Source organism: Burkholderia territorii (assembly GCF_902833055.1).
Taxonomy (GTDB): domain Bacteria; phylum Pseudomonadota; class Gammaproteobacteria; order Burkholderiales; family Burkholderiaceae; genus Burkholderia; species Burkholderia territorii.
On the sequence record NZ_CADFEJ010000006.1, the window covers coordinates 125153 to 148374 of the forward strand.

The 23222-nt window shown below is 67.4% G+C and carries 15 protein-coding genes and 2 tRNA genes; 11 read left to right on the plus strand and 6 right to left on the minus strand.

Translation table 11 applies throughout. The annotated features are described in order from the left end of the window. Nucleotides 1–65: 65 nt before the first annotated feature. Nucleotides 66–1064: a 2-dehydropantoate 2-reductase gene (locus tag HW466_RS14285; RefSeq protein WP_151006055.1), complete on the plus strand. Its 999-nt coding sequence runs from the start codon at nucleotides 66–68 to the stop codon at nucleotides 1062–1064. 246 nt (nucleotides 1065–1310) lie between these two features. Here the strand turns inward: HW466_RS14285 and HW466_RS14290 are convergent, their stop codons facing one another. Together HW466_RS14290 and HW466_RS14295 are read right to left on the minus strand one after the other, a co-directional pair. Further along, complete coding sequence (locus HW466_RS14290; RefSeq protein WP_151006054.1) at nucleotides 1311–1760, minus strand: MarR family winged helix-turn-helix transcriptional regulator; 450 nt, start codon at nucleotides 1758–1760, stop codon at nucleotides 1311–1313. Nucleotides 1761–1822: 62 nt separating this feature from the next. After that, entirely contained in the window at nucleotides 1823–2968 is a 1146-nt protein-coding gene (locus HW466_RS14295; protein WP_174905737.1) for a glycerate kinase, read from the minus strand. Between the two features lie 387 nt (nucleotides 2969–3355). On the opposite strand from HW466_RS14295, the gene tig reads away from it, so the two are divergent. From tig to HW466_RS14330, 7 genes are all read left to right on the plus strand, one after another. Next, nucleotides 3356–4702 (plus strand): trigger factor, encoded by a 1347-nt coding sequence (tig, locus tag HW466_RS14300; RefSeq protein WP_059449956.1) that lies wholly within the window; start codon nucleotides 3356–3358, stop codon nucleotides 4700–4702. A gap of 140 nt (nucleotides 4703–4842) precedes the next feature. Continuing rightward, on the plus strand, nucleotides 4843–5496 hold the full coding sequence (clpP, locus tag HW466_RS14305; protein ID WP_006496351.1) for an ATP-dependent Clp endopeptidase proteolytic subunit ClpP: 654 nt from the start codon (nucleotides 4843–4845) through the stop codon (nucleotides 5494–5496). Between the two features lie 164 nt (nucleotides 5497–5660). Next, nucleotides 5661–6932 carry an ATP-dependent Clp protease ATP-binding subunit ClpX gene (clpX, locus tag HW466_RS14310; protein ID WP_006489345.1) on the plus strand — a complete coding sequence of 424 codons (1272 nt, stop codon included), beginning with the start codon at nucleotides 5661–5663 and terminating at the stop codon, nucleotides 6930–6932. 197 nt (nucleotides 6933–7129) lie between these two features. After that, nucleotides 7130–9553, plus strand: coding sequence for an endopeptidase La (gene lon / locus HW466_RS14315; RefSeq protein ID WP_044843675.1), 2424 nt, complete (start codon nucleotides 7130–7132; stop codon nucleotides 9551–9553). Nucleotides 9554–9757: 204 nt separating this feature from the next. Then, a tRNA-Val gene (locus HW466_RS14320) sits at nucleotides 9758–9833 on the plus strand. A 23-nt stretch (nucleotides 9834–9856) separates the two neighbouring features. After that, nucleotides 9857–9933 (plus strand) — tRNA-Asp (locus tag HW466_RS14325). A gap of 137 nt (nucleotides 9934–10070) precedes the next feature. Then, nucleotides 10071–12005: a SurA N-terminal domain-containing protein gene (locus HW466_RS14330; RefSeq protein ID WP_060328853.1), complete on the plus strand. Its 1935-nt coding sequence runs from the start codon at nucleotides 10071–10073 to the stop codon at nucleotides 12003–12005. A gap of 120 nt (nucleotides 12006–12125) precedes the next feature. Here HW466_RS14330 and HW466_RS14335 read toward each other — a convergent pair whose 3' ends face one another. Beyond that, entirely contained in the window at nucleotides 12126–12800 is a 675-nt protein-coding gene (locus HW466_RS14335) for an arylesterase (protein WP_059449954.1), read from the minus strand. Between HW466_RS14335 and HW466_RS14340 the strand changes: the two genes are divergently transcribed. Continuing rightward, nucleotides 12799–13500: an ABC transporter ATP-binding protein gene (locus HW466_RS14340; protein WP_059449953.1), complete on the plus strand. Its 702-nt coding sequence runs from the start codon at nucleotides 12799–12801 to the stop codon at nucleotides 13498–13500. The genes HW466_RS14335 and HW466_RS14340 overlap by 2 nt on opposite strands. A gap of 75 nt (nucleotides 13501–13575) precedes the next feature. Here HW466_RS14340 and pgi read toward each other — a convergent pair whose 3' ends face one another. From pgi to HW466_RS14355, 3 genes are all read right to left on the minus strand, one after another. Then, the gene (gene pgi, locus HW466_RS14345) at nucleotides 13576–15198 is read right to left on the minus strand and encodes a glucose-6-phosphate isomerase (protein WP_151004793.1); all 1623 of its coding nucleotides are present in this window, start codon (nucleotides 15196–15198) and stop codon (nucleotides 13576–13578) included. Between the two features lie 112 nt (nucleotides 15199–15310). Continuing rightward, a complete protein-coding gene (locus tag HW466_RS14350; protein WP_174905736.1) occupies nucleotides 15311–16855 on the minus strand; it encodes an NAD(P)H-hydrate dehydratase in 1545 nt (514 codons plus the stop codon). 51 nt (nucleotides 16856–16906) lie between these two features. Further along, nucleotides 16907–18208, minus strand: coding sequence for an FAD-dependent oxidoreductase (locus HW466_RS14355; RefSeq protein ID WP_174905735.1), 1302 nt, complete (start codon nucleotides 18206–18208; stop codon nucleotides 16907–16909). Nucleotides 18209–18538: 330 nt separating this feature from the next. Here HW466_RS14355 and purL point away from each other — a divergent pair, with 330 nt between their 5' ends. Together purL and HW466_RS14365 are read left to right on the plus strand one after the other, a co-directional pair. Continuing rightward, nucleotides 18539–22603 carry a phosphoribosylformylglycinamidine synthase gene (gene purL, locus HW466_RS14360; protein ID WP_174905734.1) on the plus strand — a complete coding sequence of 1355 codons (4065 nt, stop codon included), beginning with the start codon at nucleotides 18539–18541 and terminating at the stop codon, nucleotides 22601–22603. Further along, the gene (locus tag HW466_RS14365; protein ID WP_151005136.1) at nucleotides 22603–23145 is read left to right on the plus strand and encodes a GNAT family N-acetyltransferase; all 543 of its coding nucleotides are present in this window, start codon (nucleotides 22603–22605) and stop codon (nucleotides 23143–23145) included. The genes purL and HW466_RS14365 overlap by 1 nt, the downstream gene beginning before the upstream one ends. The last annotated feature ends 77 nt before the right edge of the window (nucleotides 23146–23222 follow it).

The window sequence follows — 23222 nt, forward strand, 5'->3', positions numbered from 1 at the left end:
CAGATAGTTGTATCCGCAACGATTGAGCGTTATGCTCGTCGTCTTCCGTCAGACGGATTTCCATCATGAACGACACGAATTCAGGAACGGCGCGTGCGGCGGTGGTCGGGGTCGGCGCGATCGGCGGGTTGCTTGCTGCCGCGCTGTCGCGGGCCGGCATGACGGTGAGTGCATTCGCGCGCGGCGCGACGCTCGATGCGCTGAACGCGCACGGCGTGCGCGTGATCGACGAGGCGGGTACCGTGTCGTCGGTCCCGGTGCGCGCAAGCGACGACGCAGCCGCGCTCGGCGTGCAGGATTACGTGGTGATCGCGCTGAAGGCGCAGGCGTTGCCGGCGCTGGCTGAGCGCATCGCGCCGCTGATCGGTCCCGGCACGGTGATCGTCGCCGCGATGAACGGGTTGCCGTGGTGGTTTACGCACGGGCTCGCGGGACCGCTCTGCGGCGTGCCGCTCGATGCGGTCGATCCGGCCGGGGCGGTGTCGGCGGCGCTGCCGCCCGCGCAGGCGATCGGCTGCGTGGTGCATTTGTCGTCGAGCACCGATGCGTCGGGTATCGTGCGCCGCGGCCGCGGCAACCGCTTGATCGTCGGCTCGCCCGATTCGCGGCTCGACGCGGCGACCGCGCGATTCGCGGCGGCACTCGCCGCGGGCGGCTTCGACGTCGAGTCGACGCCTGCGATCCGCACCGAGATCTGGGCAAAGCTGTGGGGCAACATGAACATGAATCCATTGAGTGCGCTGACGGGTTCGACCGCCGACCAACTGCTCGACGATCCGTTCACGCAGGGCCTCGCGTTGCGGATGATGGAGGAGGCGGCCGCGATCGGCGCGAAGCTCGGTCTCGATACGGGGATGAGCGGGCCGGAGCGGATTGCCGTGACGCGCAGGCTCGGCGCGTTCAAGACGTCGATGCTGCAGGATTTCGAGGCTGGGCGGCCCCTGGAAATCGGACCGATCCTCGGCGTGTTTCCGGAACTGGGGCGCAAGCTCGACGTGCCGACCCCGTATTGCGACGCGGTGCTCGGGTTGTTGCGTCAGCGCGCGGCGAACAGCGGGCTATAGCGGTGCGGGCGTCGCGGCGGTGGCCGGCACGCGCGCAAGCGCGAAGAAGTAACGGGAAGTTGCCCGGGCGCCCGGCTGGGAAGCCGCGCGCGCTGCAGTTTCGCCTGCGTGATGCGGGCGCCTGCGGGCGTCATCTCGTCTGAAGAAAGCGGGGGCGCGGCTCGCGCCTGAAGCGGGCGAAGTCGTCGCGACGTGCCCGATTCATGCCGCATCGTCGCGCCACCGCGCGCACTTGCCGCGCGCGACTCACTCGTCGCGTTCGACCGCGTTCGCGACGACCTTGTCGAGCAGTCGCTCGAACGTCTGGCGCTCGCTCTCCGACAGGCACGCGAGCAGGCCGTCATTCCACTTGCGCACGATCGGCATGATCTTGCGATGCAGCGCGCGGCCGTCGCCGGTCAGCGCGATCAGCACGACGCGGCCGTCTTCCTCGCTCGCGCTGCGCTCGAGCAGCCCCTGGCGCAGCAGCGCTTCCGCCGCGCGGCTCGCCTGGCTCTTGTCGAGGTTGGTATGACGCGCGAGATCCATGATCGAAAACGGACCGAAGGCACCGACGGCGGCGATCACGCGCGCCTCGGGCAGCGAGATGTCCAGCTTGTGCCGGTACACCTCGGCGATCCCGCGGTCGGATCGCTTCGTGAGCGCATGGAGGCGATAGGTCAGAAACTGATCGAGCCCGGCTTGGCGGCCTTTCATGTCGAATCCTGAAGAAAAAGGGCGGGCCCGATTGTTCCTGTATCGCGCGCTCGGGTCAACGGTCAGTGTGCGCCGTACTTCAGCCGTGTCAACTGTTCGGCTTCGTTCGCGAGCAGGTTCGCCGCATCGCGAATCGCGACGTCGAGCGTGATCGGGCCGGGGGCGGGTGAAAAGCAGCCGGAAAAGTGTTCGGACAGGCGCGGCAGCGCGGCCGGGTCGACCGCGCCGGACAGCAGCGACGCGGGCACGCCCGCGGCCTGTGCATGACGGCACGCGATGAACGGCGCCTTGCCATGCAGCGTCTGCACGTCGGAGCGACCTTCGCCGGTGATCAGCCAGTCGGCGCCTGCGAGTGCGGCATCGAGCCCGATCTGCCGCGCGACGACTTCCGCGCCGGCTTCGAACTGCGCGCCGAGCATGTGCAGCGCGAATCCGAGGCCGCCCGCGGCGCCGGCGCCGGCCAGATCGCGACCGTGCCGGTCGAGTGCGGCCTCGAGCAGGTCGGCGAAACGGCCGAGCGCGGCATCGAGGGTCGCAACCTGCACGGGCGTCACGCCCTTCTGCGGGCCAAATACCGCGGTCGCGCCGTGCGCGCCCGTCAGCGGGTTGTCGACGTCGGACATGCCGATGAATTCCGCTTCCTTCAGACGCGGATCGAGGCCCGACGCGTCGATCCGCGCGATATCGGCGAGCCGCGCCGGGACGGGTTCGACCGGCTGTCCGGCCGCGTCGAAGCATTGCAGGCCGAGGCCGGCGAGCAATCCTGCGCCGGCGTCGTTGGTGCTGCTGCCGCCGAGCGCGACGAAGAAGCGGCGCACGCCCTCGTCGAGCAGCGTACGGATCGCCTCGCCCATGCCGCGCGTGCTGCGCGCGTCGACCGGCACGCTCATGCCGACCGGGTCGGTAATGCCGACGATCTCGGCGGTTTCGATGATCGCGGTGCGCGCATCGATCACGCCGACCGCCGCATCGCGTGCCGCGAGCGACGCGCCTGCCACCCGCAGCGCGCGCCGCGTGCCGCCGCCCGCCAGCATCGCGTCGAGCGTGCCTTCGCCGCCGTCGGCCATCGGGCAGCAGCGCACGACCGCGTCGGGACGGGCGCGGCGGATGCCGGTGGCGATCGCGTCCGCGACCTGCTCGGCGGAAAGCGAGCCTTTGAACGAATCGGGCGCGATGACGACGACAGGCGCGGACGGGTGTTGCGGCATGGTGTCTCCGGAAGGCGTGATTGGTATGAAAAATGGTGGCCGAGACCGCGGCGCACCCTCAATCGGAGCTTACAGGATGGCGGCCCCGCAGAGGATATGCCGTCCGGCATAGCGGCGATCCGCGTGCATTGCCGTGCCCGGGCGCGGGCGGCACGGCCGGCGCGCATCGTTGTCGCGCCGATCTGGCGGTGCGGGGAAAATAGTTTGCTAGAATAGTCGATTCTTCCGGCCAAAGCCGTGCTCCGAGCCGCTTGCGCTAGCCATCCGGCGCGTGCAGGGATGGCGTGGCGCTCCGGCGCGGCGTGTGAGTGCGACGCACCGCGCGCTGCAGGCAGGCACGGCAAGGAAAACCCGATTCGCTCGAATAATTTTAGGACGATTGAAGCCATGGCTAACGTTGTTGAGAACCTCGGCAAGCTTGAACGCCGCGTGACGATTTCCCTGCCGAAGGACACCGTGCAGAAGGAAATCGACGCCCGTATCCAGAAACTCGCGAAGAACGTTCGCATGCCGGGTTTCCGCCCGGGCAAGGTGCCGCTCAAGATGGTCGCCCAGCAGTACGCGGGTCAGGTCGAGGCGGAAGTGCTGAGCGACAAGATCGGCCAGGAGTTCTTCACGATCAGCCGCGCGGAAAACCTGCGCGTCGCCGGCCAGCCGAGCTTCGAGCCGAAGCAGGAGCAGGCCGAGGACGCCTATGCGTTCGACGCGACGTTCGAGGTCTACCCGGAAGTGAAGATCGGCGATCTGTCGACGGCTGAAGTCGAGCGCTCGACGACGTCGATCGGCGACGCCGAAATCGACCGCACGCTGGACATCCTGCGCAAGCAGCGCGTGCATTACCACGCGCGCGGCGAAGCCGGCGAGCACGGCGACGGCGGCGCGGACACCGCAGCGAAGAACGGCGATCGCGTGACGGTCGATTTCGTCGGCAAGATCGACGACGTCGCGTTCCAGGGCGGCACGGCCGAAGACTTCCCGTTCGTGCTCGGCGAAGGCCGCATGCTGCCGGAATTCGAAACGGCCGCGCTGGGCCTGAAGGTCGGCGAACAGCGTACGTTCGACCTGAAGTTCCCGGACGACTACCACGGCAAGGACGTGGCGGGCAAGACGGCGCAATTCACGGTCACGATGAAGAAGATCGAGTGGCCGCACATGCCGGAAATCGACGCCGAATTCGCGAAGTCGCTCGGCATCGAAGACGGCGACCTGACGAAGATGCGCGCCGAAATCAAGGAAAACCTCGAGCGCGAAGCGAAGCGTCGCACGCAAGCCATCGTCAAGAACCAGGTGATGGACGCACTGCTGAAGATTTCCGAACTCGACGTGCCGAAGGCGCTGATCGAGCAGGATCAGCAACGCCTCGTCGAAATGGCTCGCCAGGATCTGGCGCAGCGCGGCGTGCCGAACGCGAAGGACGCACCGATCCCGGCCGAGATGTTCGCCGAGCAGGCAGAGCGTCGCGTGAAGCTGGGCCTCGTGCTGGCCGAGCTCGTGAAGGCGAACGGCCTGGAAGCGAAGCCGGAGCAGATCCGCGCGGAAGTCGACGAGTTCGCGAAGAGCTACGAAGACCCGAAGGAAGTGGTCCGCTGGTATTATTCGAACCAGCAGCGCCTCGCCGAGATGGAAGCGTTCGTCGTTGAAAGCAACGTCGTCGACTTCGTGCTGGGCAAGGCAAAGGTGACGGACAAGGAAGTGAGCTTCGAGGCACTCGCGAGCGCATCGGCGCAAGCGTAAGTGTCGCTCTAGCGGCGTGCCGGCTGTCGGAGCGACGGCCCGCACGCCGTTTTTACGTCAAGCGCACGGTTGCCATTAATATGGCGATTGAGTGGGCGGCTTCCCTCCGTTCAATTTTCCATTCGAACAAGGTTCATTGAATGATCACTCGCGCTGAATTGCTGGACATGCTTGCTTCGAACGCGCCGCAGGGTTTCGAGGCGCAAGCGCTGGGGCTGGTGCCGATCGTCGTCGAAACGAGCGGCCGCGGCGAGCGTTCGTACGATATCTATTCGCGTCTCCTGAAGGAGCGCCTGGTGTTCATGGTCGGCGAAGTGAACGACCAGACCGCCAACCTCGTGGTCGCGCAATTGCTGTTCCTCGAGAGCGAGAATCCCGACAAGGACATCAGCCTCTACATCAACAGCCCGGGCGGCTCGGTGTCGGCCGGCATGGCGATCTACGACACGATGCAGTTCATCAAGCCGGACGTGTCGACGCTCTGCATGGGCCTCGCGGCCAGCATGGGCGCGTTCCTGCTCGCGTCGGGCGCGAAGGGCAAGCGTTTCGCGCTGCCGAACTCGCGCGTGATGATTCACCAGCCGCTCGGCGGCGCGCGCGGCCAGGCGTCCGACATCGAGATCCAGGCACGCGAAATCCTTTACCTGAAGGAACGGTTGAACAACCTGCTCGCGCAGCATACGGGCCAGGACGTCGAGCGCATCGCGCGCGACACCGACCGTGATAACTTCATGTCGAGCGAGGACGCGAAGGCGTACGGGCTGATCGACCAGGTGTTGCTGAAGCGCCCGTGAGCTTAAGTGGGGTGCCGCCCCGATTCGGGCGGCGCTCTTGCAATGTCCCGAGTGCCCTGAGCATCTGCGGCAAGCGCATCCAGCCGACTCCGGTCGCGCCCTAGGCGCGGCGTTCGGAGCATTCGGCGTATCATGTCATTTACCTGTCCGGAGGCTCTACATTCATGGCGGACAAAAAAGGTTCGAACAGCGAGAAGCTGTTGTATTGCTCGTTTTGCGGGAAGAGCCAGCATGAGGTGAAGAAACTCATCGCGGGCCCGTCGGTGTTCATCTGCGATGAGTGCATCGACCTCTGCAACGAGATCATTCGCGACGAGGCGGCTGCCGCCGGCGTCGAGGCCAGCCTGTCCCGGTCGGATTTGCCGAGCCCGCAGGAAATTCGCGACATCCTCGATCAGTACGTGATCGGCCAGGAGCGCGCGAAGAAGATCCTCGCGGTGGCCGTGTACAACCACTACAAGCGTCTGAAGCATCTCGACAAGAAGGACGACGTCGAGCTGTCGAAGAGCAACATCCTGCTGATCGGCCCGACGGGCTCCGGCAAGACGCTGCTCGCGCAGACGCTCGCGCGGTTGCTCAACGTGCCGTTCGTGATCGCCGATGCGACGACGCTGACCGAAGCCGGCTACGTCGGCGAGGACGTCGAGAACATCATCCAGAAGCTGTTGCAGAACTGCAACTACGAGGTCGACAAGGCCCAGCGCGGGATCGTCTACATCGACGAGATCGACAAGATCAGCCGCAAGTCGGACAACCCGTCGATCACGCGCGACGTGTCGGGCGAGGGCGTCCAGCAGGCACTGCTGAAGCTCGTCGAGGGCACGATGGCGTCGGTGCCGCCGCAGGGCGGCCGCAAGCACCCGAACCAGGATTTCATCCAGGTCGACACGACCAACATCCTGTTCATCTGCGGCGGCGCATTCGACGGCCTCGAGAAGGTGATCACCGATCGTACCGAGAAAACCGGCATCGGCTTCGGCGCGACGGTCAAGAGCAAGCAGGAACGCGACGCGGGCGAAGTGCTGCGCGAAACGGAACCGGAAGACCTGATCAAATTCGGTCTGATCCCCGAATTGATCGGCCGTCTGCCGGTGGTCGCGACGCTCGGCAAGCTCGACGAAGCCGCGCTGATGAAGATCCTCGTCGAGCCGAAGAACGCGCTCGTCAAGCAGTATCACAAGCTGTTCGCGATGGAGCGCGTCGAGCTGGAAATCCGGCCGGGCGCGCTGCAGGCAGTCGCCCGCAAGGCGATCCGCCGCAAGACCGGCGCGCGCGGTTTGCGTTCGATCATCGAACAGGCATTGCTCGACGTGATGTACGAGCTGCCGACGATGAAAGGGGTCAGCAAGGTCATCATCGACGAGAACGTCATCGATGGCGACGGCAAGCCCTTGCTGATCTATGAGGACACGCCGAAGGTGGCGGGTTCGAACTGACCGGCTTGCCGACGATGTTCAGCGAAAAAGGCCGTTCATGAGTCCGTGGGCGGCTTTTTTTCGTTTATCTTGTGGGTAACTCTGACTCGATACGCGGTGGTTACTTTCTTACCGAATATTTCCCGCACTTGAAGGCTTGCAATTCGTTGTGGCGGCCTCAATTACCGAACAATTGATTCCACTCATGGGGAAATGAAATGTCAGGCACCCAACTTCTCCCGCCGGAACGCATCACGCTCCCGCTGCTGCCGCTGCGGGATGTCGTCGTTTTCCCGCACATGGTCATTCCGCTCTTCGTCGGCCGGCCGAAATCGATCAAGGCCCTCGAAGCAGCGATGGAAGGCGGCAAGCACATCATGCTCGTCGCCCAGAAAACCGCGGCCAAGGACGAACCGACCGAAAAGGACATGTACGAGGTCGGTTGTATTGCCAACATCCTGCAGATGCTGAAGCTGCCGGACGGCACCGTTAAGGTGCTCGTCGAGGGCCTCCAGCGTGCAAAGGCGTTGTCGATCGAAGAGCAGGAGACGCAGTTCTCGTGCGAAGTGATGCCGCTCGAGCCCGATCACGCCGACAGCGCGGAAACGGAAGCGCTGCGCCGCGCGATCGTGTCGCAGTTCGACCAGTACGTGAAGCTGAACAAGAAGATCCCGCCGGAGATTCTCACGTCGCTGTCGGGCATCGATGAAGCAGGCCGCCTCGCGGACATGATCGCCGAGCGCCTGCCGCTGAAGCTCGACCAGAAGCAGCACATCCTCGAGATGTTCCCGGTCATCGAGCGTCTCGAGCACCTGCTCGCGCAGCTCGAAGCCGAGATCGACATCCTGCAGGTCGAAAAGCGCATCCGCGGGCGCGTGAAGCGCCAGATGGAAAAGAGCCAGCGCGAGTACTACCTGAACGAACAGGTCAAGGCGATCCAGAAGGAACTGGGCGAAGGCGAAGAAGGCGCGGATCTCGAGGAACTCGAGAAGCGCATCAACGCCGCGCGCATGCCGAAGGAAGCGAAGAAGAAGGCCGATGCCGAGCTGAAGAAGCTGAAGCTGATGTCGCCGATGTCGGCGGAAGCGACCGTCGTGCGCAACTACATCGACACGCTGATCGGCCTGCCGTGGCGCAAGAAGAGCAAGGTCAACAACGACCTGTCGAACGCCGAGCAGGTGCTCGACGAGGATCACTTCGGCCTCGAGAAGGTCAAGGAACGCATCCTCGAGTACCTCGCGGTGCAGCAGCGCGTGGACAAGGTGAAGGCGCCGATCCTGTGCCTCGTCGGGCCTCCGGGCGTCGGCAAGACCTCGCTCGGCCAGTCGATCGCTCGCGCGACGAACCGCAAGTTCGTTCGCATGGCGCTCGGCGGCGTGCGTGACGAAGCCGAGATCCGCGGTCACCGTCGCACGTACATCGGCTCGATGCCGGGCAAGATCCTGCAAAGCCTCGCGAAGGTCGGCGTGCGCAATCCGCTCTTCCTGCTCGACGAAGTCGACAAGATGGGCATGGATTTCCGCGGCGATCCGTCGTCGGCGTTGCTCGAAGTGCTCGATCCGGAACAGAACCACACGTTCGCCGACCACTACATCGAAGTCGACTTCGACCTGTCGGACGTGATGTTCGTCGCGACGTCGAACTCGCTGAACATCCCGCCGCCGCTGCTCGACCGGATGGAAGTGATTCGTCTGTCGGGTTACACGGAAGACGAGAAGGTCAGCATCGCGCAGCGCTACCTGCTGCCGAAGCAGAAGAAGAACAACGGTCTGAAGGACGGCGAGATCGAGGTCACCGAGCAGGCGATCCGCGACATCATCCGCTACTACACGCGCGAAGCCGGTGTGCGTTCGCTCGAGCGGGAAGTGTCGAAGATCTGCCGCAAGGTCGTGAAGATGCTGCTGCTGAAGAAGGCATCGGGCGCGATCAAGGTCGACGGCGAGAACCTCGATACGTTCCTCGGCGTGCGCAAGTACGACTTCGGCCTCGCGGCGAAGGAGAACCAGGTCGGTCAGGTGACGGGCCTCGCGTGGACGGAAGTCGGCGGCGATCTGCTGACGATCGAAGCTGCGGTGATGCCGGGCAAGGGCAACGTGATTCGCACCGGTTCGCTCGGCGACGTGATGAAGGAGTCGGTCGAGGCTGCGCGTTCGGTCGTGCGCTCGCGTTCGCGGCGTCTGGGTATCAAGGACGAGGCGTTCGAGAAGCAGGACATCCACATCCACGTGCCGGAAGGCGCGACGCCGAAGGACGGTCCGTCCGCGGGCGGCGCGATGACGACCGCGCTGGTGTCGGTGCTGACGGGGATCCCCGTGCGTGCCGATGTCGCGATGACGGGCGAGATCACGCTGCGTGGCGAAGTGCTGCCGATCGGCGGGCTGAAGGAAAAGCTGCTGGCTGCGCATCGCGGCGGCATCAAGCTCGTGCTGATCCCGGAAGAGAACGTGAAGGATCTCGCGGACATTCCGGACAACGTGAAGAACGCGATCGAGATCGTGCCGGTCCGCTGGATCGACAAGGTGCTCGAGCTCGCGCTCGAACGTACGCCGACCCCGCTGCCGCCGGAAGAAGAGGCGAAGGCCGCGGCACCGGTCGGCGAGGCGGCGAAGGATGCCGGCTCGACGGAAGTCGTCAAGCACTGAAGGCCCGAACACCGTCGCTGACGGTTGTTCACGAAACCCGCGGCGTGTCCGCGGGTTTTTTTATGTGTGTCGGCTTCGTATGTTGAACGGCCGTTGAAATTTTTTGCGTGCGGGCTTGGCAAAATGATCGGGGATGAATTAAACTTGCGGGCTCGCTGGTTGTTGATGCCGAAACGCAGATCGCAGCCAGAACGAATCGGAAACGGGTGCTTAGCTCAGCTGGTAGAGCGGCGCCCTTACAAGGCGTAGGTCGGGGGTTCGAGCCCCTCAGCACCCACCAGTTTCCCGATTCAGCCAGACCAAGGAGCGGTAGTTCAGTCGGTTAGAATACCGGCCTGTCACGCCGGGGGTCGCGGGTTCGAGTCCCGTCCGCTCCGCCAGAAAATGAGAAAGCCCGCCTCGTGCGGGCTTTTTCATTTGCATCGTCGATTGCGCCCGTTCGTTGCGCACCTGCTTTTCTCCCGTGCCACCTCGTATGTTGTAATATCGGTCGTTTTGTCCAATTTTCCCGTCACGCATGCTCGATTTCTTCCGTAATCACCAGCGCCTGATGATGGCGCTCCTGCTCCTGATCGTGTTGCCGGGCCTGGGTTTCGTCGGGATCCAGGGTTTCCGCGGCTTCTTCGACGACAGCGCAAACGTCGCGGCGGTCAACGGACACAAGATCACGCGGGTCGAATTCGACGGCGCGTTCCGCCAGCAGATCGACCAGGCGCGTCAGGCGCTCGGCGGGCAGTTCGACATCAAGGCGTTCGACACGCCCGAACATCGCAAGCAAGTGCTCGACGGCCTGATCCAGCAACGCGTGCTGGCCGACGAGACGCAGCGCCTGCACCTGACGGCATCCGACAATGCGGTGCGCGACGCGCTGATGAGCGACCCGATGATCGCGTCGCTGAAGAAGCCCGACGGTACGATCGACGTCCAGCGCTACGCGCAATTGTTGTCGTTCCAGGGGATGACGCCCGAGCAGTACCAGGAACGCGTGCGCTACAGCCTCGCGCTGCAGCAGATTCCGGCAAGCATCGTGTCGAGCGCATTCACGCCGAAGGGCCCGGCGCAACGCCTGTCGGAACTCGCCGCACAGCAGCGTGAAGTGCAGGCACTCGTGCTGAAGGCGAGCGACTACGCGGCGAAGGTGCAGCCGACCGACGCGCAACTCGCCGCGTACTACGACGCGCACAAGCAGAGCTTCGCGACGCCGGAAACCGCGACGATCCAGTATCTCGTCTACTCGCCGGCCGCTGCCGCCGCGAGCGCGCAGCCGACCGATGCCGACATCAAGAAGTTCTACGATGACAATCCGACACACTTCCGTTCGGAAGCGCAGGTGCGCGTGAGCCACATCTTCATCGCCGCGGCGAGCGACGCAAGCGCCGCCGACAAGGCGGCCGCGAAGGCGAAGGCCGAGCAGCTGCTGGCCGACGTGAAGGCGCATCCGGACCAGTTCGCGCAGATCGCGCAGAAGAACTCGCAGGACGCACCGTCGGCGGCGAAGGGCGGCGATCTGGGCTTCATCACGCGCGGCTCGACGGCGGGCGGCAAGGCGTTCGACGATGCGGCATTCGCGCTGAAGCAGGGCGACGTGAGCGGTATCGTGCAATCGGATCTCGGCTTCCATATCCTAAAGGCGACGGAAGTGAAGCCGTCGGTGGTCAAGCCGTTCGCGGACGTGAAGGATCAGATCGCAGTCGAGCTGAAGCAGCAGTACGCGGCGAAGGCATTCTCGGACAACGCGGAAGGCTTCACGTCGACCGTCTATGAAAAGGCGAAGACGCTGCAGCCGGCCGCCGACAAGTACAAGCTGACGATCCAGACGGCCACCGTCACGCCGACGCCGAACCCGCAACTGCCGCCGACGAGCCCGCTGAACAATCCGAAGTTCCTCGCCGCCGTGTTCGCGAACGACTCGGTGAAGAGCCGCAACAACACGCAGGCGATCGATGTGGGCAACAACACGTTGATCTCGGCGCGCGTGACCGACTACAAGCCGGCTGCCGTGCCGGCGCTCGACGCGATCAAGGACGCGGTGCGTCAGAAGGTCGTCGCCGAGCAGGCCGCGGAACTCGCGAAGAAGGACGGCACGGCCAAGCTCGCCGAGCTGCAGAAGTCGAAGTCGGCCGACGGTTTCACGGCCGCGCTGAAGGTGTCGCGCACGCAGTCGCAGGGGCTGACGCCGGCGGCGTTGAGCGCCGTCTACAAGGTCGATGCGAAGACGCTGCCGGCATACGTCGGCGTCGATCTCGGCGCGGACGGCTACGCGATCTATCGCGTGAATGCGGTGATCCCCGGTACGGCGGTCGATCCGCAGCAGCTCGCGGCCGCGCAACAGCAGATGGCGCAGGTCGAAGCGCAAAGCGAAGGCGAAGCGTATCTCGCCGCGCTGCGCGACCGCTCGAAGGTGAAGCTGTACGGCACCACGCAGAGCCAGTCGCAGGACGGCGGCAACTAAGCCGCGACGCAGGCGACGCGCACGCGAAGCGCCGTTCACGGTTTCGCATGCAGCAACAGGAAGCCCCGCTCGAAGCGGGGCTTCTTGCTTTCCGGTCGCGCGCCAAGCGCCGTCGCGAGATCAGCTGCGCGGCTTGCCGAAGAGCGGCTTGAGCGTCGGCCAGACGTTGTCGAGCAGGATGCCTTGTGCCTGCTGCGCGGGATGCATCTGGTCCGCCTGGAACATCTCCGGCTTGTTCTCGATGCCGGCCAGCAGGAACGGCACGAGCGGCACGCCAAGCTCCTTCGACAGGCGCGTATAGACGGCGTGGAATTTCTGCGTGTAGTCGGGCCCGTAGTTGGCCGGCACGTACATGCCGACCAGCACGACCTTCGCGCGCGCCTGCCGCGCATCGGCGATGATCTCGCGCAGGTTCTGTTCGGTCGTTGCGAGCGGCACGCCGCGCAGCGCATCGTTCGAGCCGAGCTCGACGACGACGATCGACGGCTTGAGCCGTTGCAGCACCGCAGGCAGGCGCGCGCGGCCGCCGCTCGTGGTGTCGCCGCTGACGCTCGCGTTCGCGACGCTATAATCGATCCGCTCGGTCGCGAGCCGTTGCCGCAGCAGCGCGACCCAGCCGGTGTCGCGCGGCAACCCGTATTCGGCCGACAGGCTGTCGCCGAGCACGACGAGCGCGGGCTTGCCCGATGTCGAGGCCGCCGCCGTCGCGGCGCGGGCGGGCATGTTTGCTGCGAGCAGGGTAGCCAGCAGTGCGGCGAGTGCCGTGCGTCTTTTCCAGCGGAATGTCGTGTCCATGTTCAAGATTACCGATCCGATCATCGAAGTCCATGACGTGTGCAAGCGGGTTGCGGACGCAACGGGCGAGCTGACGATCCTCGACGGCATCACCTTCGCGGTGCGGCCGGGCAGCAGCCTCGCGATCGTCGGCGCATCGGGGTCGGGCAAATCGACGCTGCTCGGCCTGCTCGCAGGATTGGACAGCGCGACGAGCGGCACGGTTCGCCTGCTCGGCCGCGCGCTCGACCAGCTCGACGAGGACGAGCGCGCCGCGCTGCGCAACGGCGCGGTCGGGTTCGTGTTCCAGTCGTTTCAGCTGATGCCGCACCTGACGGCACTGGAGAACGTGATGCTTCCGCTCGAACTGCAGGGAGGCATCAACGCGCGCGACGCGGCCGATCGGGCGCGTGCGCTGCTCGTGCAGGTCGGTCTCGGCGAGCGCACCGCGCATTATCCGAAACTGCTGTCGGGCGGCGAACAGCAGCGCGTCGCGCTCGCGCGCGCGTTCGTCACGCATCCCGCCATCCTGTTCGCCGACGAACCGACCGGCAGCCTCGATGCAGCCACCGGCCACGCCGTCATCGACCTGATGTTCGAACTGAACCGCACGCATGGCGCGACGCTCGTGCTCGTCACGCACGACGCCGAGCTCGCGCGGCGCTGCGCGACGACGGTCACCATCGACGCCGGGCGCATCGTCGCGCCGCACGCCGCGTAGCGCGAGCCCGAACTTCTTGCCGGCCGCACGAGGAGGATTCCCCACTGCGGCCGGCATGCGTTCGACGCTGCCGCGTCAGCGCTTGAGTGCCGCGCGAGCGCGCTCGATCAGCGCGGTCGTCGACGAATCGTGCTTCGCGGGATCGACCGATTCGGCCGACAGGTCGGCTTCGACGACCTTGCCGAGAATCTTGCCGAGCTCGACGCCCCACTGGTCGAACGGATTGATGTTCCACACCGTTGCCTGCACCAGCACCTTGTGCTCGTAAAGCGCGATCAACGCGCCGAGCGTGCGCGGCGTGAGCGCATCGACCAGCAGCGTCGTCGTCGGGCGGTTGCCGGGGAACGTCAGGTGCGGCGCGAGCGCTTCCTTGCCGGGGCCTGCCACCTTGCGCGCTTCGTCGAGCGTGCGGCCGAGCATCAGCGCTTCGCTCTGCGCGAAGCAGTTCGCGAGCAGCTTCGGATGATGGCTCGCGAGCGGATGCTCGGGCGTCAGCACCGCGATGAAGTCGATCGGCACGATCGTCGGACCCTGGTGCAGCATCTGGAAAAACGCGTGCTGGCCATTGGTGCCCGGCTCGCCCCACGTGACGGCCGAGGTCGGGTAGTCGACGAACGTGCCGTCCAGGCGGGCGGACTTGCCGTTGCTTTCCATCTCGAGCTGCTGCAGGTACGACGGCAGGTAATGCAGTGCTTCGGAATACGGCGCGACGAGATAGCTCTGCGAGCCGAAGAAGTTGCGGTACCAGATGCCGATCAGGCCGAGCAGCACCGGCAGGTTACGGTCGAGCGGCGCTTCGCGGAAATGGCGGTCCATGTCGTTCGCGCCGGCGAGCAGTTCGTCGAACTGCTCGGGTCCGATCGCGATCATGATCGACAGGCCGACCGCCGACCACAGCGAATAGCGGCCGCCGACCCAGTCCCACATTTCGAACACGTTGTCGGCGGCGATGCCGAACTTCACGACCTCGGCCGGGTTTGCCGACACGCCGACGAAGTGCTTCGCGAGCGCGTCCTCGGGGCAGCCGCGTGCGATGAACCAGTCGCGCAGCGAGCGCGCATTCGTCATCGTCTCGAGCGTCGTGAAGGTCTTCGACACGATGATCGCGAGCGTTTCCTCCGGATCGACCTGTTCCAGCACGCGCGCGAGATCGGCGCCGTCGACGTTCGACACGAAGTGGGTCGAGATCTCCGGCGTCGCGACGTGGTGCAGCGCGTGAGTGACCATCTTCGGGCCGAGATCCGAGCCGCCGATGCCGATGTTGATCACGTGGCGGATGCGCTTGCCGGTGTAGCCGGTCCACGCGCCGCTGCGCACGGCGCGCGCGAAGGTCGCCATCTTCGCGCGCTCGGTGCTGACCTGCGCGTGGAACGGGGCCTGCGGGTCGGTCGCGCGCAATGCCGTGTGCAGCGCGGCGCGGCCTTCGGTCGGATTGACGATGTCGCCGGCGAACATCGCGTCGCGGCGTGCCTCGACGCCCGCTTCGCGTGCGAGCTGCACGAGCAGGCGCAGCGTGTCGTCGTTGATGCGGTTCTTCGAGAAGTCGGCCGCAAGGCCGCCGCCGGGGATCGTGAAGCGTTCGGCGCGGGTCGGCGCACGGTCGTTTTCCGGCGCGAACCAGTCGCGCAGCCGCGCGTGGCGGATCTGTTCGAAGTGGGATTGAAGGGCAGTCCAGGCGGGGAGCGAATTCAGCGTCATGGCGGTTCGAGTGAGGCGTGAATCGGGAGGAATGCCGCGCCGGCGCATCGCGATCGGAACGCCGGCGGACGAGCGGGCCCGCCGTGCGGCGGGGGCACCCAGTATAGCGGCGTTATATGTCGGCGCGCGCCGACGGGTAAAAAAGGCGATTGATCAGCGTGCGCACCATCGGCGCGAGTTCGCCCGCGGTGAGGCCGGCCGGACCCGTGCCGTTCGCGCTCAGCGTGTCGGCCGCGAGCCCGTGCAGGTACACGCCGGCGAGCGCGGCTTCGTACGGCGCGACGCGCTGCGCGAGCAACGCGCCGATCAGGCCGCCGAGCACGTCGCCGGTGCCGCCGGTGGCGAGCGCCGCATTGCCGGTCGGGTTGATCGTCAGGCGGCCGTCGGGTGCCGCAATCACCGTGCCCGAACCCTTCAGCACGACGATGCTCGCGTAGCGTGCGGCCAGCGCCTGCGCCGCGGCCAACCGGTCGTGCTGCACCGTCGCGGTATCGCTGCCGAGCAGCCGCGCTGCCTCGAGGGGATGCGGCGTCAGCACGCACGCAGCGCCCCGCGCGCCGCGCGCGGCAACGGCGTGAGCGAGGTCGGCATGGGTCGCGACGAGGTTCAGCGCGTCGGCGTCGAGCAGCGTCGCGGCGTCGTGCGCGAGTACGTCGCGCACGAGGGCGACCGCGGCTTCGCGCGCGCCGAGGCCGCAGCCTGCCGCGATCGCGGACATCGCATCGAGCTCGAGGCTGTCCGCGGGATGCAGCATCAGTTCGGGAAACGGCGGGTCGTACGGCGGCGCGCCGGCACCGAGAAAGCCGACATGCACCTTGCCGGCGCCCGCGAACAGCGCGGCACGCGCGGCGAGGATCGGCGCGCCGCACATGCCGGTGTCGCCGCCGAGCACGGCCAGGCTGCCGAACGTGCCCTTGTGCGAAGCGAACGCGCGGGCGGGCAGCGCGGCGGCGAACCGTGCCGGTGCGTTCAGCACGACGGCCGGCGCGGCGGGCGGTGCGACGTCGAGCGACGCGATGTGGATCTCGCCGGCGAGGTCGCGGCCGTCGCCGGTGTAAAGGCCGGGCTTCGCACCGATGAAGGTCAGCGTGTGCGTCGCGGCGACCGCGACGCCCGCGCCCACGATGCGGCCCGTGTCGCTGTCGAGCCCGCTCGGTACGTCGAGCGCGAGTACTCGGCCGCCATTTCGGGCATGGGCGGCGATGCGCGCGGCCTGGGCGGCGAATGGGCCGTCGAGGGCGCGAGCGAGGCCGATGCCGAACAGCCCGTCGACGACCCACGCAAAATCGTCGAGCGACGCGGGCGGTTCGGTCGACAGCGGCACGCCGGCCGCGCGTGCGAGGCCGAGTGCCCATTGCGCATCGTCCGGCTTGACCGGCACGGGCATCCAGGCCTGCGTCGCGACGCCGAGCTGCTGCAGCTGCGCGGCGGCCACCAGCGCGTCGCCGCCGTTGTTGCCGGGGCCGACCGCGAACCAGACGGGGCGGTCGTCGCCCGTCACGCGCTCCGACAGCCAGCGCGCGGCGGCGGCGCCCGCGCGGCCCATCAGCGTGTGCGGCGGCAGTTGGGCGGTCGCGGCGGCCTCGGCCGCGCGCAAGTCGGCGACGCGCAGCAGCGCGAGCGGGGCGGAGTCGGGAAGCGGGCGGGGATTCGTCATCGCGGGGTCATGGCGGCGGGAGGAAGCCGCCCCGGGCCGGGCCCGCGGCGGTCAGGTCGTGAAGCGTGCGGCGCTCAGCGCGGCCAGCGTGTCGCCGGGCCACTGCTGCGTGTTGCCGCTCAGACAGTCGGTCACCACTTTAGCAGACCCGCACGCGAGGCCCCAACCGGCCGGGCCGTGCCCGAAATTGACGAACACGCGCGGATGCGGGGTCGGACCGACGACCGGCAGGCCGTCCGGCGACAGCAGTTGCGTGCCTTGCCACGACAGCGCGGCGGAAATCTTCGCGGCGCCCGGCACCCAGTCGTGGACGGCCTGGCCGAGCAGCGCGAGCGCGGCCTCGGACAGCGGCTCGGGGAGCGGCTTCGCGGTGTCGGCGAGGCTCTGCAGCACGGCGCCGCCGCCGATGCGCAGCCGCTGGTGGGTGCGCGTGATCGAGATGCGCTTGATCGAATCGACGACGCTCAGGTGTGGCGCATGTTCTTCGTAAGCAACGGGGGCGGTCAGCGTATGCGCGCGCACCGGATGCAGCGGCAGCCGCCAGCCGAGCCGCTCCAGCAGCGGCAGGTTGCCGGCGCCGGCGGCGACCACGATCGCATCGGCCGATATCACATCGACCTCGTGCGCCTTCGCCGCATGCCGGCCGCCGGCGGGCGCGAGCTCGACCGCGGCCCGGCCGGTGTCGACGCGGATCGCGGCGACGTCCGCGCCGAAGCGGAACTGCACGCCGTGCTCGTCGAGCGTCTGCTTGACCAGTTTCGCGAACAGCGGGCAGTTTCCGGTGCGCTCGCTCTCGAGCAGCACGCCGCCGGCAAAGCCGGGTTCCGCCGGCACTGACGGCTCCAGTGCCGCGCATTCGTCGGCCGTGAGCACGCGGTACGGCTGGTCGAGCGCACGCAGCAGGTCGAGTGCCGGTTGCAGCGCTTCCCAGTCGCGCGGGTCGCGCACGACGTGCAGGATCCCGGTTTTCTGCTCGAATTCGAGCTGCAGGCGCGTCTCGATGTCGGCGAGCGACTCGCGCGACGCGTCGATCAGCGGGCGCAGCCGCGCGTACTGCGCGGCGAAGGCGTCGGGCTCGCGCAGCGCGGCGAGCTGCTTGACGAAGCGGCGCACGCCGCCGTTGAAGCCGGGCTTGTAGACGATGCCGGTGTCGCGCGGCTGGCGCTGACGCATGAAGGTCGGGCCGAACCAGACGTCGAGCGGGCTCGGCAGCAGCGCGCCGCCGTCGCCGTAGGTCGCGCCCTGCGCGACGGTCGCGTGGCGTTCGACCACGCATACGCGATGGCCGGCCGCGCGCAGCTGGTAGGCGGTGGCGACGCCGCTGATTCCGCCGCCGATGACGATGACATCCATGGATTGCTTCGATGACGGGCGGCATGCATGCCGCCCGGTGAGGATTCGCTGACGGGCCCCCGGCCCGGTGAATCGGCAATGATAGCGCCAAAATCGCGCGAACCGGCGTCGCGCGACCTCGTCCGGTTACGCCGCCGTGCGCTCGCGGGCTGGCGCAGCCGAGCGTGCCGGCCTCGCAGGCGGCCGTGCGCGGCGGATGCCGGTGCACCGTCGCGGTGCGCGACGGGTGCCGATCAGCCGGTCTGGGACGACCGACTTCCGGTTATAATTACGGCCTTCCTTTCGCCCCACGTCGCCACCTCGCGCGACTCATCGACGTCAGTCCAGCCCATGGCTCACTTCTCGTGTTTTCCCGGCGCTTCGGCCCTCTCCGATTTCCGTCAAACCCGTCTGCTCGACACGCTCAGGCAAATCGACGCCAACATCGTCGCGGTGCGCGGCCAGTTCCTGCATTTCGTCAATGCGGCCGAGCCGCTGTCGGCCGACGACAGCGCGCGCATCGACGCGCTGATGCACTACGGCGCGCCGTTCGAGCCGGCAGCCGAGAAGGGCACGGTCGAGACCTTCGTCGTGCTGCCGCGCTTCGGCACGGTCTCGCCGTGGGCGAGCAAGGCGACCGACATCGCGCAGCACTGCGGCCTCACGCAGGTGCGCCGCATCGAGCGCGGCGTCGAATTCACGGTCACGCTGAAGTCGGGCCTGCTCGGCGGCAAGAAGGCGCTGTCCGACGAAGCGCGCACGGCGGTCGCGGCCGCGCTGCATGACCGGATGACCGAAAGCGTGGTCGCCGCGCGCGACGACGCGAAGCACCTGTTCGACGAACTGCCGGCCAAGCCGCTCGCGACCGTCGACGTGCTGGGCGTCGGCCGCGGCGCGCTCGAGCGCGCGAACGTCGAGCTGGGCCTCGCGCTCGCCGACGACGAGATCGACTATCTGGTCGACGCATTCCGCAAGCTCGAACGCAACCCGACCGACGTCGAGCTGATGATGTTCGCGCAGGCCAACAGCGAGCATTGCCGCCACAAGATCTTCAACGCGCAGTGGACCATCGACGGTGAAGCGCAGGACATGTCGCTGTTCGCGATGATCCGCAACACCGAGAAGCTGAGCCCGCAGGGCACGATCGTCGCGTATTCGGACAACTCGTCGATCATGATGGGCGCCGAGGCCGAGCGCTGGTTCCCGCGCAACACGGGCGCGGCCGGCGAGCCGGGCGAACGCTACGGCCGTCACACCGAGCTCACCCATACGCTGATGAAGGTCGAGACGCACAACCACCCGACGGCGATCTCGCCGTTCCCGGGCGCGGCGACCGGCGCGGGCGGCGAGATCCGCGACGAAGGCGCGACGGGCCGCGGTGCGCGTCCGAAGGCCGGCCTGACGGGCTTCACCGTGTCGAACCTCGATCTGCCGGACGCACGTCAGGCGTGGGAAAACGCGCGCGACGCGGCCCAGCCGCTCGCCGAGCGCAACCCGAACGATGCGCACGGCCCGTACGGCCGCCCGGACCGCATCGCGTCGCCGCTGCAGATCATGATCGACGGCCCGCTCGGCGGCGCCGCGTTCAACAACGAATTCGGCCGCCCGAACCTCGGCGGCTACTTCCGCGTGTACGAGCAGAACGTCGGCGGCGTGGTGCGCGGCTATCACAAGCCGATCATGATCGCGGGCGGTCTCGGCAACATCGCGGATCAACACACGCACAAGCACGACGTGCCGGCCGGCTCGCTGCTGATCCAGATCGGCGGCCCCGGCATGCGGATCGGCATGGGCGGCGGCGCGGCGAGCTCGATGGCGACCGGCGCGAACACGGCCGAACTCGACTTCGACTCGGTGCAGCGCGGCAACCCGGAAATCGAGCGGCGCGCGCAGGAAGTGATCAACGGCTGCTGGCAGCTCGGCGCGGAAAACCCGATCCTGAGCATCCACGACGTCGGCGCGGGCGGCCTGTCGAATGCGTTCCCCGAAATCGTCGACGGTGCGGGCAAGGGCGCGCGCTTCGAACTGCGCAAGATCGCGCTCGAGGAATCGGGCCTGTCGCCGCGCGAAATCTGGTCGAACGAGGCGCAGGAGCGCTACGTGCTGGCGATCGCGCCGGCCGACCTGCCGCGCTTCGAGGCGATCTGCGCCCGCGAGCGCTGCCCGTTCGCGGTGGTCGGCGTCGCGACCGACGAACGCCAGCTGAAGCTCGTCGACGACGAAGCCACCGGCATCGAGGAATTCCCGGTCGACATGCCGATGGAAGTGCTGCTCGGCAAGCCGCCGCGCATGCATCGCGACGTCACGCGCGTGACGACCGAGCGCGCGCCGGTCGACGTGACGGGCATCGCGCTGTCGGAAGTCGCCGTCGACGTGCTGAAGCACCCGACGGTCGGCAGCAAGTCGTTCCTGATCACGATCGGCGACCGTTCGGTCGGCGGCACGTCGGTGCGCGACCAGATGGTCGGCCCGTGGCAGGTGCCGGTGGCCGACTGCGCGGTGACCGCACTCGACTACGCGGGCTTCAAGGGCGAGGCGATGACGATGGCCGAGCGCACGCCGCTCGCGGTGATCGACGCGCCGGCATCGGGCCGCATGGCCGTCGGCGAGGCGATCACGAACATCGCGAGCGCGCCGATCGCGTCGCTCGACAAGCTGAAGCTGTCGGCGAACTGGATGGCCGCGTGCGGCACGGCCGGCGAGGATGCCGCGCTGTTCGACACGGTCAAGGCGATCGGCATGGAGCTGTGCCCGGCCCTCGGGATCGGCATCCCGGTCGGCAAGGACTCGCTGTCGATGAAGACCAAGTGGGACGAGCAGGGCGTCGCGAAGGAAGTCGTGTCGCCGGTGTCGCTGATCATCTCCGCGTTTGCACCGGTCGAGGACGTGCGCCGTCACCTGACGCCGCAGCTGCGCCGCATCGCCGACGCGGGCGACAGCGTGCTGATCGCGATCGATCTCGGCCGCGGCAAGAACCGGATGGGCGGCAGCATTTTCGCGCAGGTCACGCAGCAGGTCGGTGACGCGACGCCGGACGTCGACGATCCGGAAGACCTCAAGCGCTTCTTCAACGCGATCCAGTCGCTCAACGCGCAAGGCAAGCTGCTCGCGTACCACGACCGCTCGGACGGCGGCCTGTGGGCGACGGTGTGCGAAATGGCGTTCGCGGGGCACGCGGGCGTGTCGCTGAACGTCGACATGCTGACGCTCGACCCGGATCACGAGTCGGACTACGGCGACGCGAAGGACTGGGCGAAGCAGACGAGCGGCCGCCGCGAGGATCGCACGCTGCGCGCGCTGTTCTCGGAAGAGCTCGGCGCCGTCGTGCAGGTGCGCGCGGCCGATCGCGACGCGGTGCTCGGCGCGCTGCGCGAGTTCGGCCTGTCGGCGTGCGCGCACGTGATCGGCACGGTCAACGATCGCGACGTGATCGAGGTGTACCGCGACGCGAAGAAGGTGTTCGACGCACCGCGCGCCGAACTCCATCGCGCGTGGAGCGAAGTGAGCTGGCGCATCGCGCGCCTGCGCGACAACCCCGCTTGCGCGGACGCCGAGTACGATGCGTTGCTCGACGCGGCCGACCCGGGCATCTCGCCGGTGCTCACCTTCGATCCGGCCGACGACATCGCCGCGCCGTTCATCGCAACGGGCGCGCGCCCGCGTGTCGCGATCCTGCGCGAGCAGGGCGTGAACTCGCATCTCGAAACGGCCTATGCGTTCGACCGCGCGGGCTTCGACGCGCACGACGTGCACATGAGCGACCTGCTGGCCGGCCGCGCGACGCTCGCCGATTTCGCGGGTGCGGTGGCATGCGGAGGCTTCTCGTACGGCGACGTGCTGGGGGCGGGCGAAGGCTGGGCGAAGACGATCCGCTTCAATGCGAATCTCGCCGACATGTTCTCGGCCTTCTTCGCGCGTCCCGACACGTTCGCGCTCGGCATCTGCAACGGTTGCCAGATGCTGTCGAGCCTCGCGTCGATGATTCCGGGTGCGCAAGCGTGGCCGAAGTTCACGCGCAACAAGTCCGAGCAGTTCGAGGCGCGTTTCTCGTTCGTCGAAGTGGAGAAGTCGCCGTCGATCTTCTTCGCGGGAATGGAAGGCTCGCGGATTCCGGTGGCCGTCGCGCACGGCGAAGGCTTCGCGGACTTCTCGCAGCAGGGCGACATCGATCGCGTCGCGGTTGCAATGCGCTACGTCGACCACCGCGGCGAAGCGACCGAACGTTATCCGTTCAACCCGAACGGCTCGCCCGCCGGCATCACGTCGGTCACGACGGCCGACGGTCGCTTCACGGTGCTGATGCCGCACATGGAGCGCGTGCACCGCACGGTGACGATGAGCTGGCATCCGGAAGGCTGGGGCGAAGCGAGCCCGTGGATGCGCGTGTTCCGTAACGCGCGCCGCTGGATCGGCTGATGTTCGATCCGCACGCACCGGTCGAGATCGTCACGCTGCGCGACGAACGCGCGAGCGATGTCGATGCGATCGGTCGCGTGATCGTGGCCGCGTTCGAGAGCGAGCCGCAGCACGGTCGGCTCGAATGGCGGATCGTCGAGACGCTGCGCGCGCAGCGTGCGCTCAGCGTGTCGCTCGTTGCGGAGCGCGACGAGCGCGTAATCGGTCACGTCGCGTTTTCGCCGGTGTCGATCGGCGGCGAGCCGGCCGGCAGCCAGCAGTGGTACGGGCTCGCGCCGCTCGCGGTGCTGCCCGAATGCCGGCGCCAGAGCATCGGCGCGGGGCTCGTGCGCACGGGCCTCGACGCGTTGCGCCGGCTTGGTGCGCGCGGCTGCGTCGTGCTCGGCGATCCTGCGTATTACGCGCGTTTCGGCTTCGTGCAGTCCGGCGACCTGGTGTTCCCGGAGGCGCCGCCCGAGTATTTCCTTGCGCTGCTGCTCGACGAAGCCGCGCCGCGGCCGTCGGGCGTGGTCCGTTACCACGACGCGTTTTATCCGGCATAGCGGTTCGCCGCGCTGCCCGTGCGCGATCGTGCAGTCCTGAAAAGCCGCGTCGCAGCGGCTTTTTTCTTGCGCGTCCG

Coding starts and splice junctions, on each gene's coding strand:
- HW466_RS14295 (WP_174905737.1), bottom strand. CDS start 2,968: ATGCCGCAACACCCGTCCGCGCCTGTCGTCGTCATCGCGCCCGATTCG.
- pgi (WP_151004793.1), bottom strand. CDS start 15,198: ATGACGCTGAATTCGCTCCCCGCCTGGACTGCCCTTCAATCCCACTTC.
- purL (WP_174905734.1), top strand. CDS start 18,539: ATGGCTCACTTCTCGTGTTTTCCCGGCGCTTCGGCCCTCTCCGATTTC.
- HW466_RS14285 (WP_151006055.1), top strand. CDS start 66: ATGAACGACACGAATTCAGGAACGGCGCGTGCGGCGGTGGTCGGGGTC.
- HW466_RS14335 (WP_059449954.1), bottom strand. CDS start 12,800: ATGGACACGACATTCCGCTGGAAAAGACGCACGGCACTCGCCGCACTG.
- HW466_RS14350 (WP_174905736.1), bottom strand. CDS start 16,855: ATGACGAATCCCCGCCCGCTTCCCGACTCCGCCCCGCTCGCGCTGCTG.
- HW466_RS14340 (WP_059449953.1), top strand. CDS start 12,799: ATGTTCAAGATTACCGATCCGATCATCGAAGTCCATGACGTGTGCAAG.
- HW466_RS14355 (WP_174905735.1), bottom strand. CDS start 18,208: ATGGATGTCATCGTCATCGGCGGCGGAATCAGCGGCGTCGCCACCGCC.
- HW466_RS14290 (WP_151006054.1), bottom strand. CDS start 1,760: ATGAAAGGCCGCCAAGCCGGGCTCGATCAGTTTCTGACCTATCGCCTC.
- lon (WP_044843675.1), top strand. CDS start 7,130: ATGTCAGGCACCCAACTTCTCCCGCCGGAACGCATCACGCTCCCGCTG.
- HW466_RS14365 (WP_151005136.1), top strand. CDS start 22,603: ATGTTCGATCCGCACGCACCGGTCGAGATCGTCACGCTGCGCGACGAA.
- HW466_RS14330 (WP_060328853.1), top strand. CDS start 10,071: ATGCTCGATTTCTTCCGTAATCACCAGCGCCTGATGATGGCGCTCCTG.
- clpX (WP_006489345.1), top strand. CDS start 5,661: ATGGCGGACAAAAAAGGTTCGAACAGCGAGAAGCTGTTGTATTGCTCG.
- tig (WP_059449956.1), top strand. CDS start 3,356: ATGGCTAACGTTGTTGAGAACCTCGGCAAGCTTGAACGCCGCGTGACG.
- clpP (WP_006496351.1), top strand. CDS start 4,843: ATGATCACTCGCGCTGAATTGCTGGACATGCTTGCTTCGAACGCGCCG.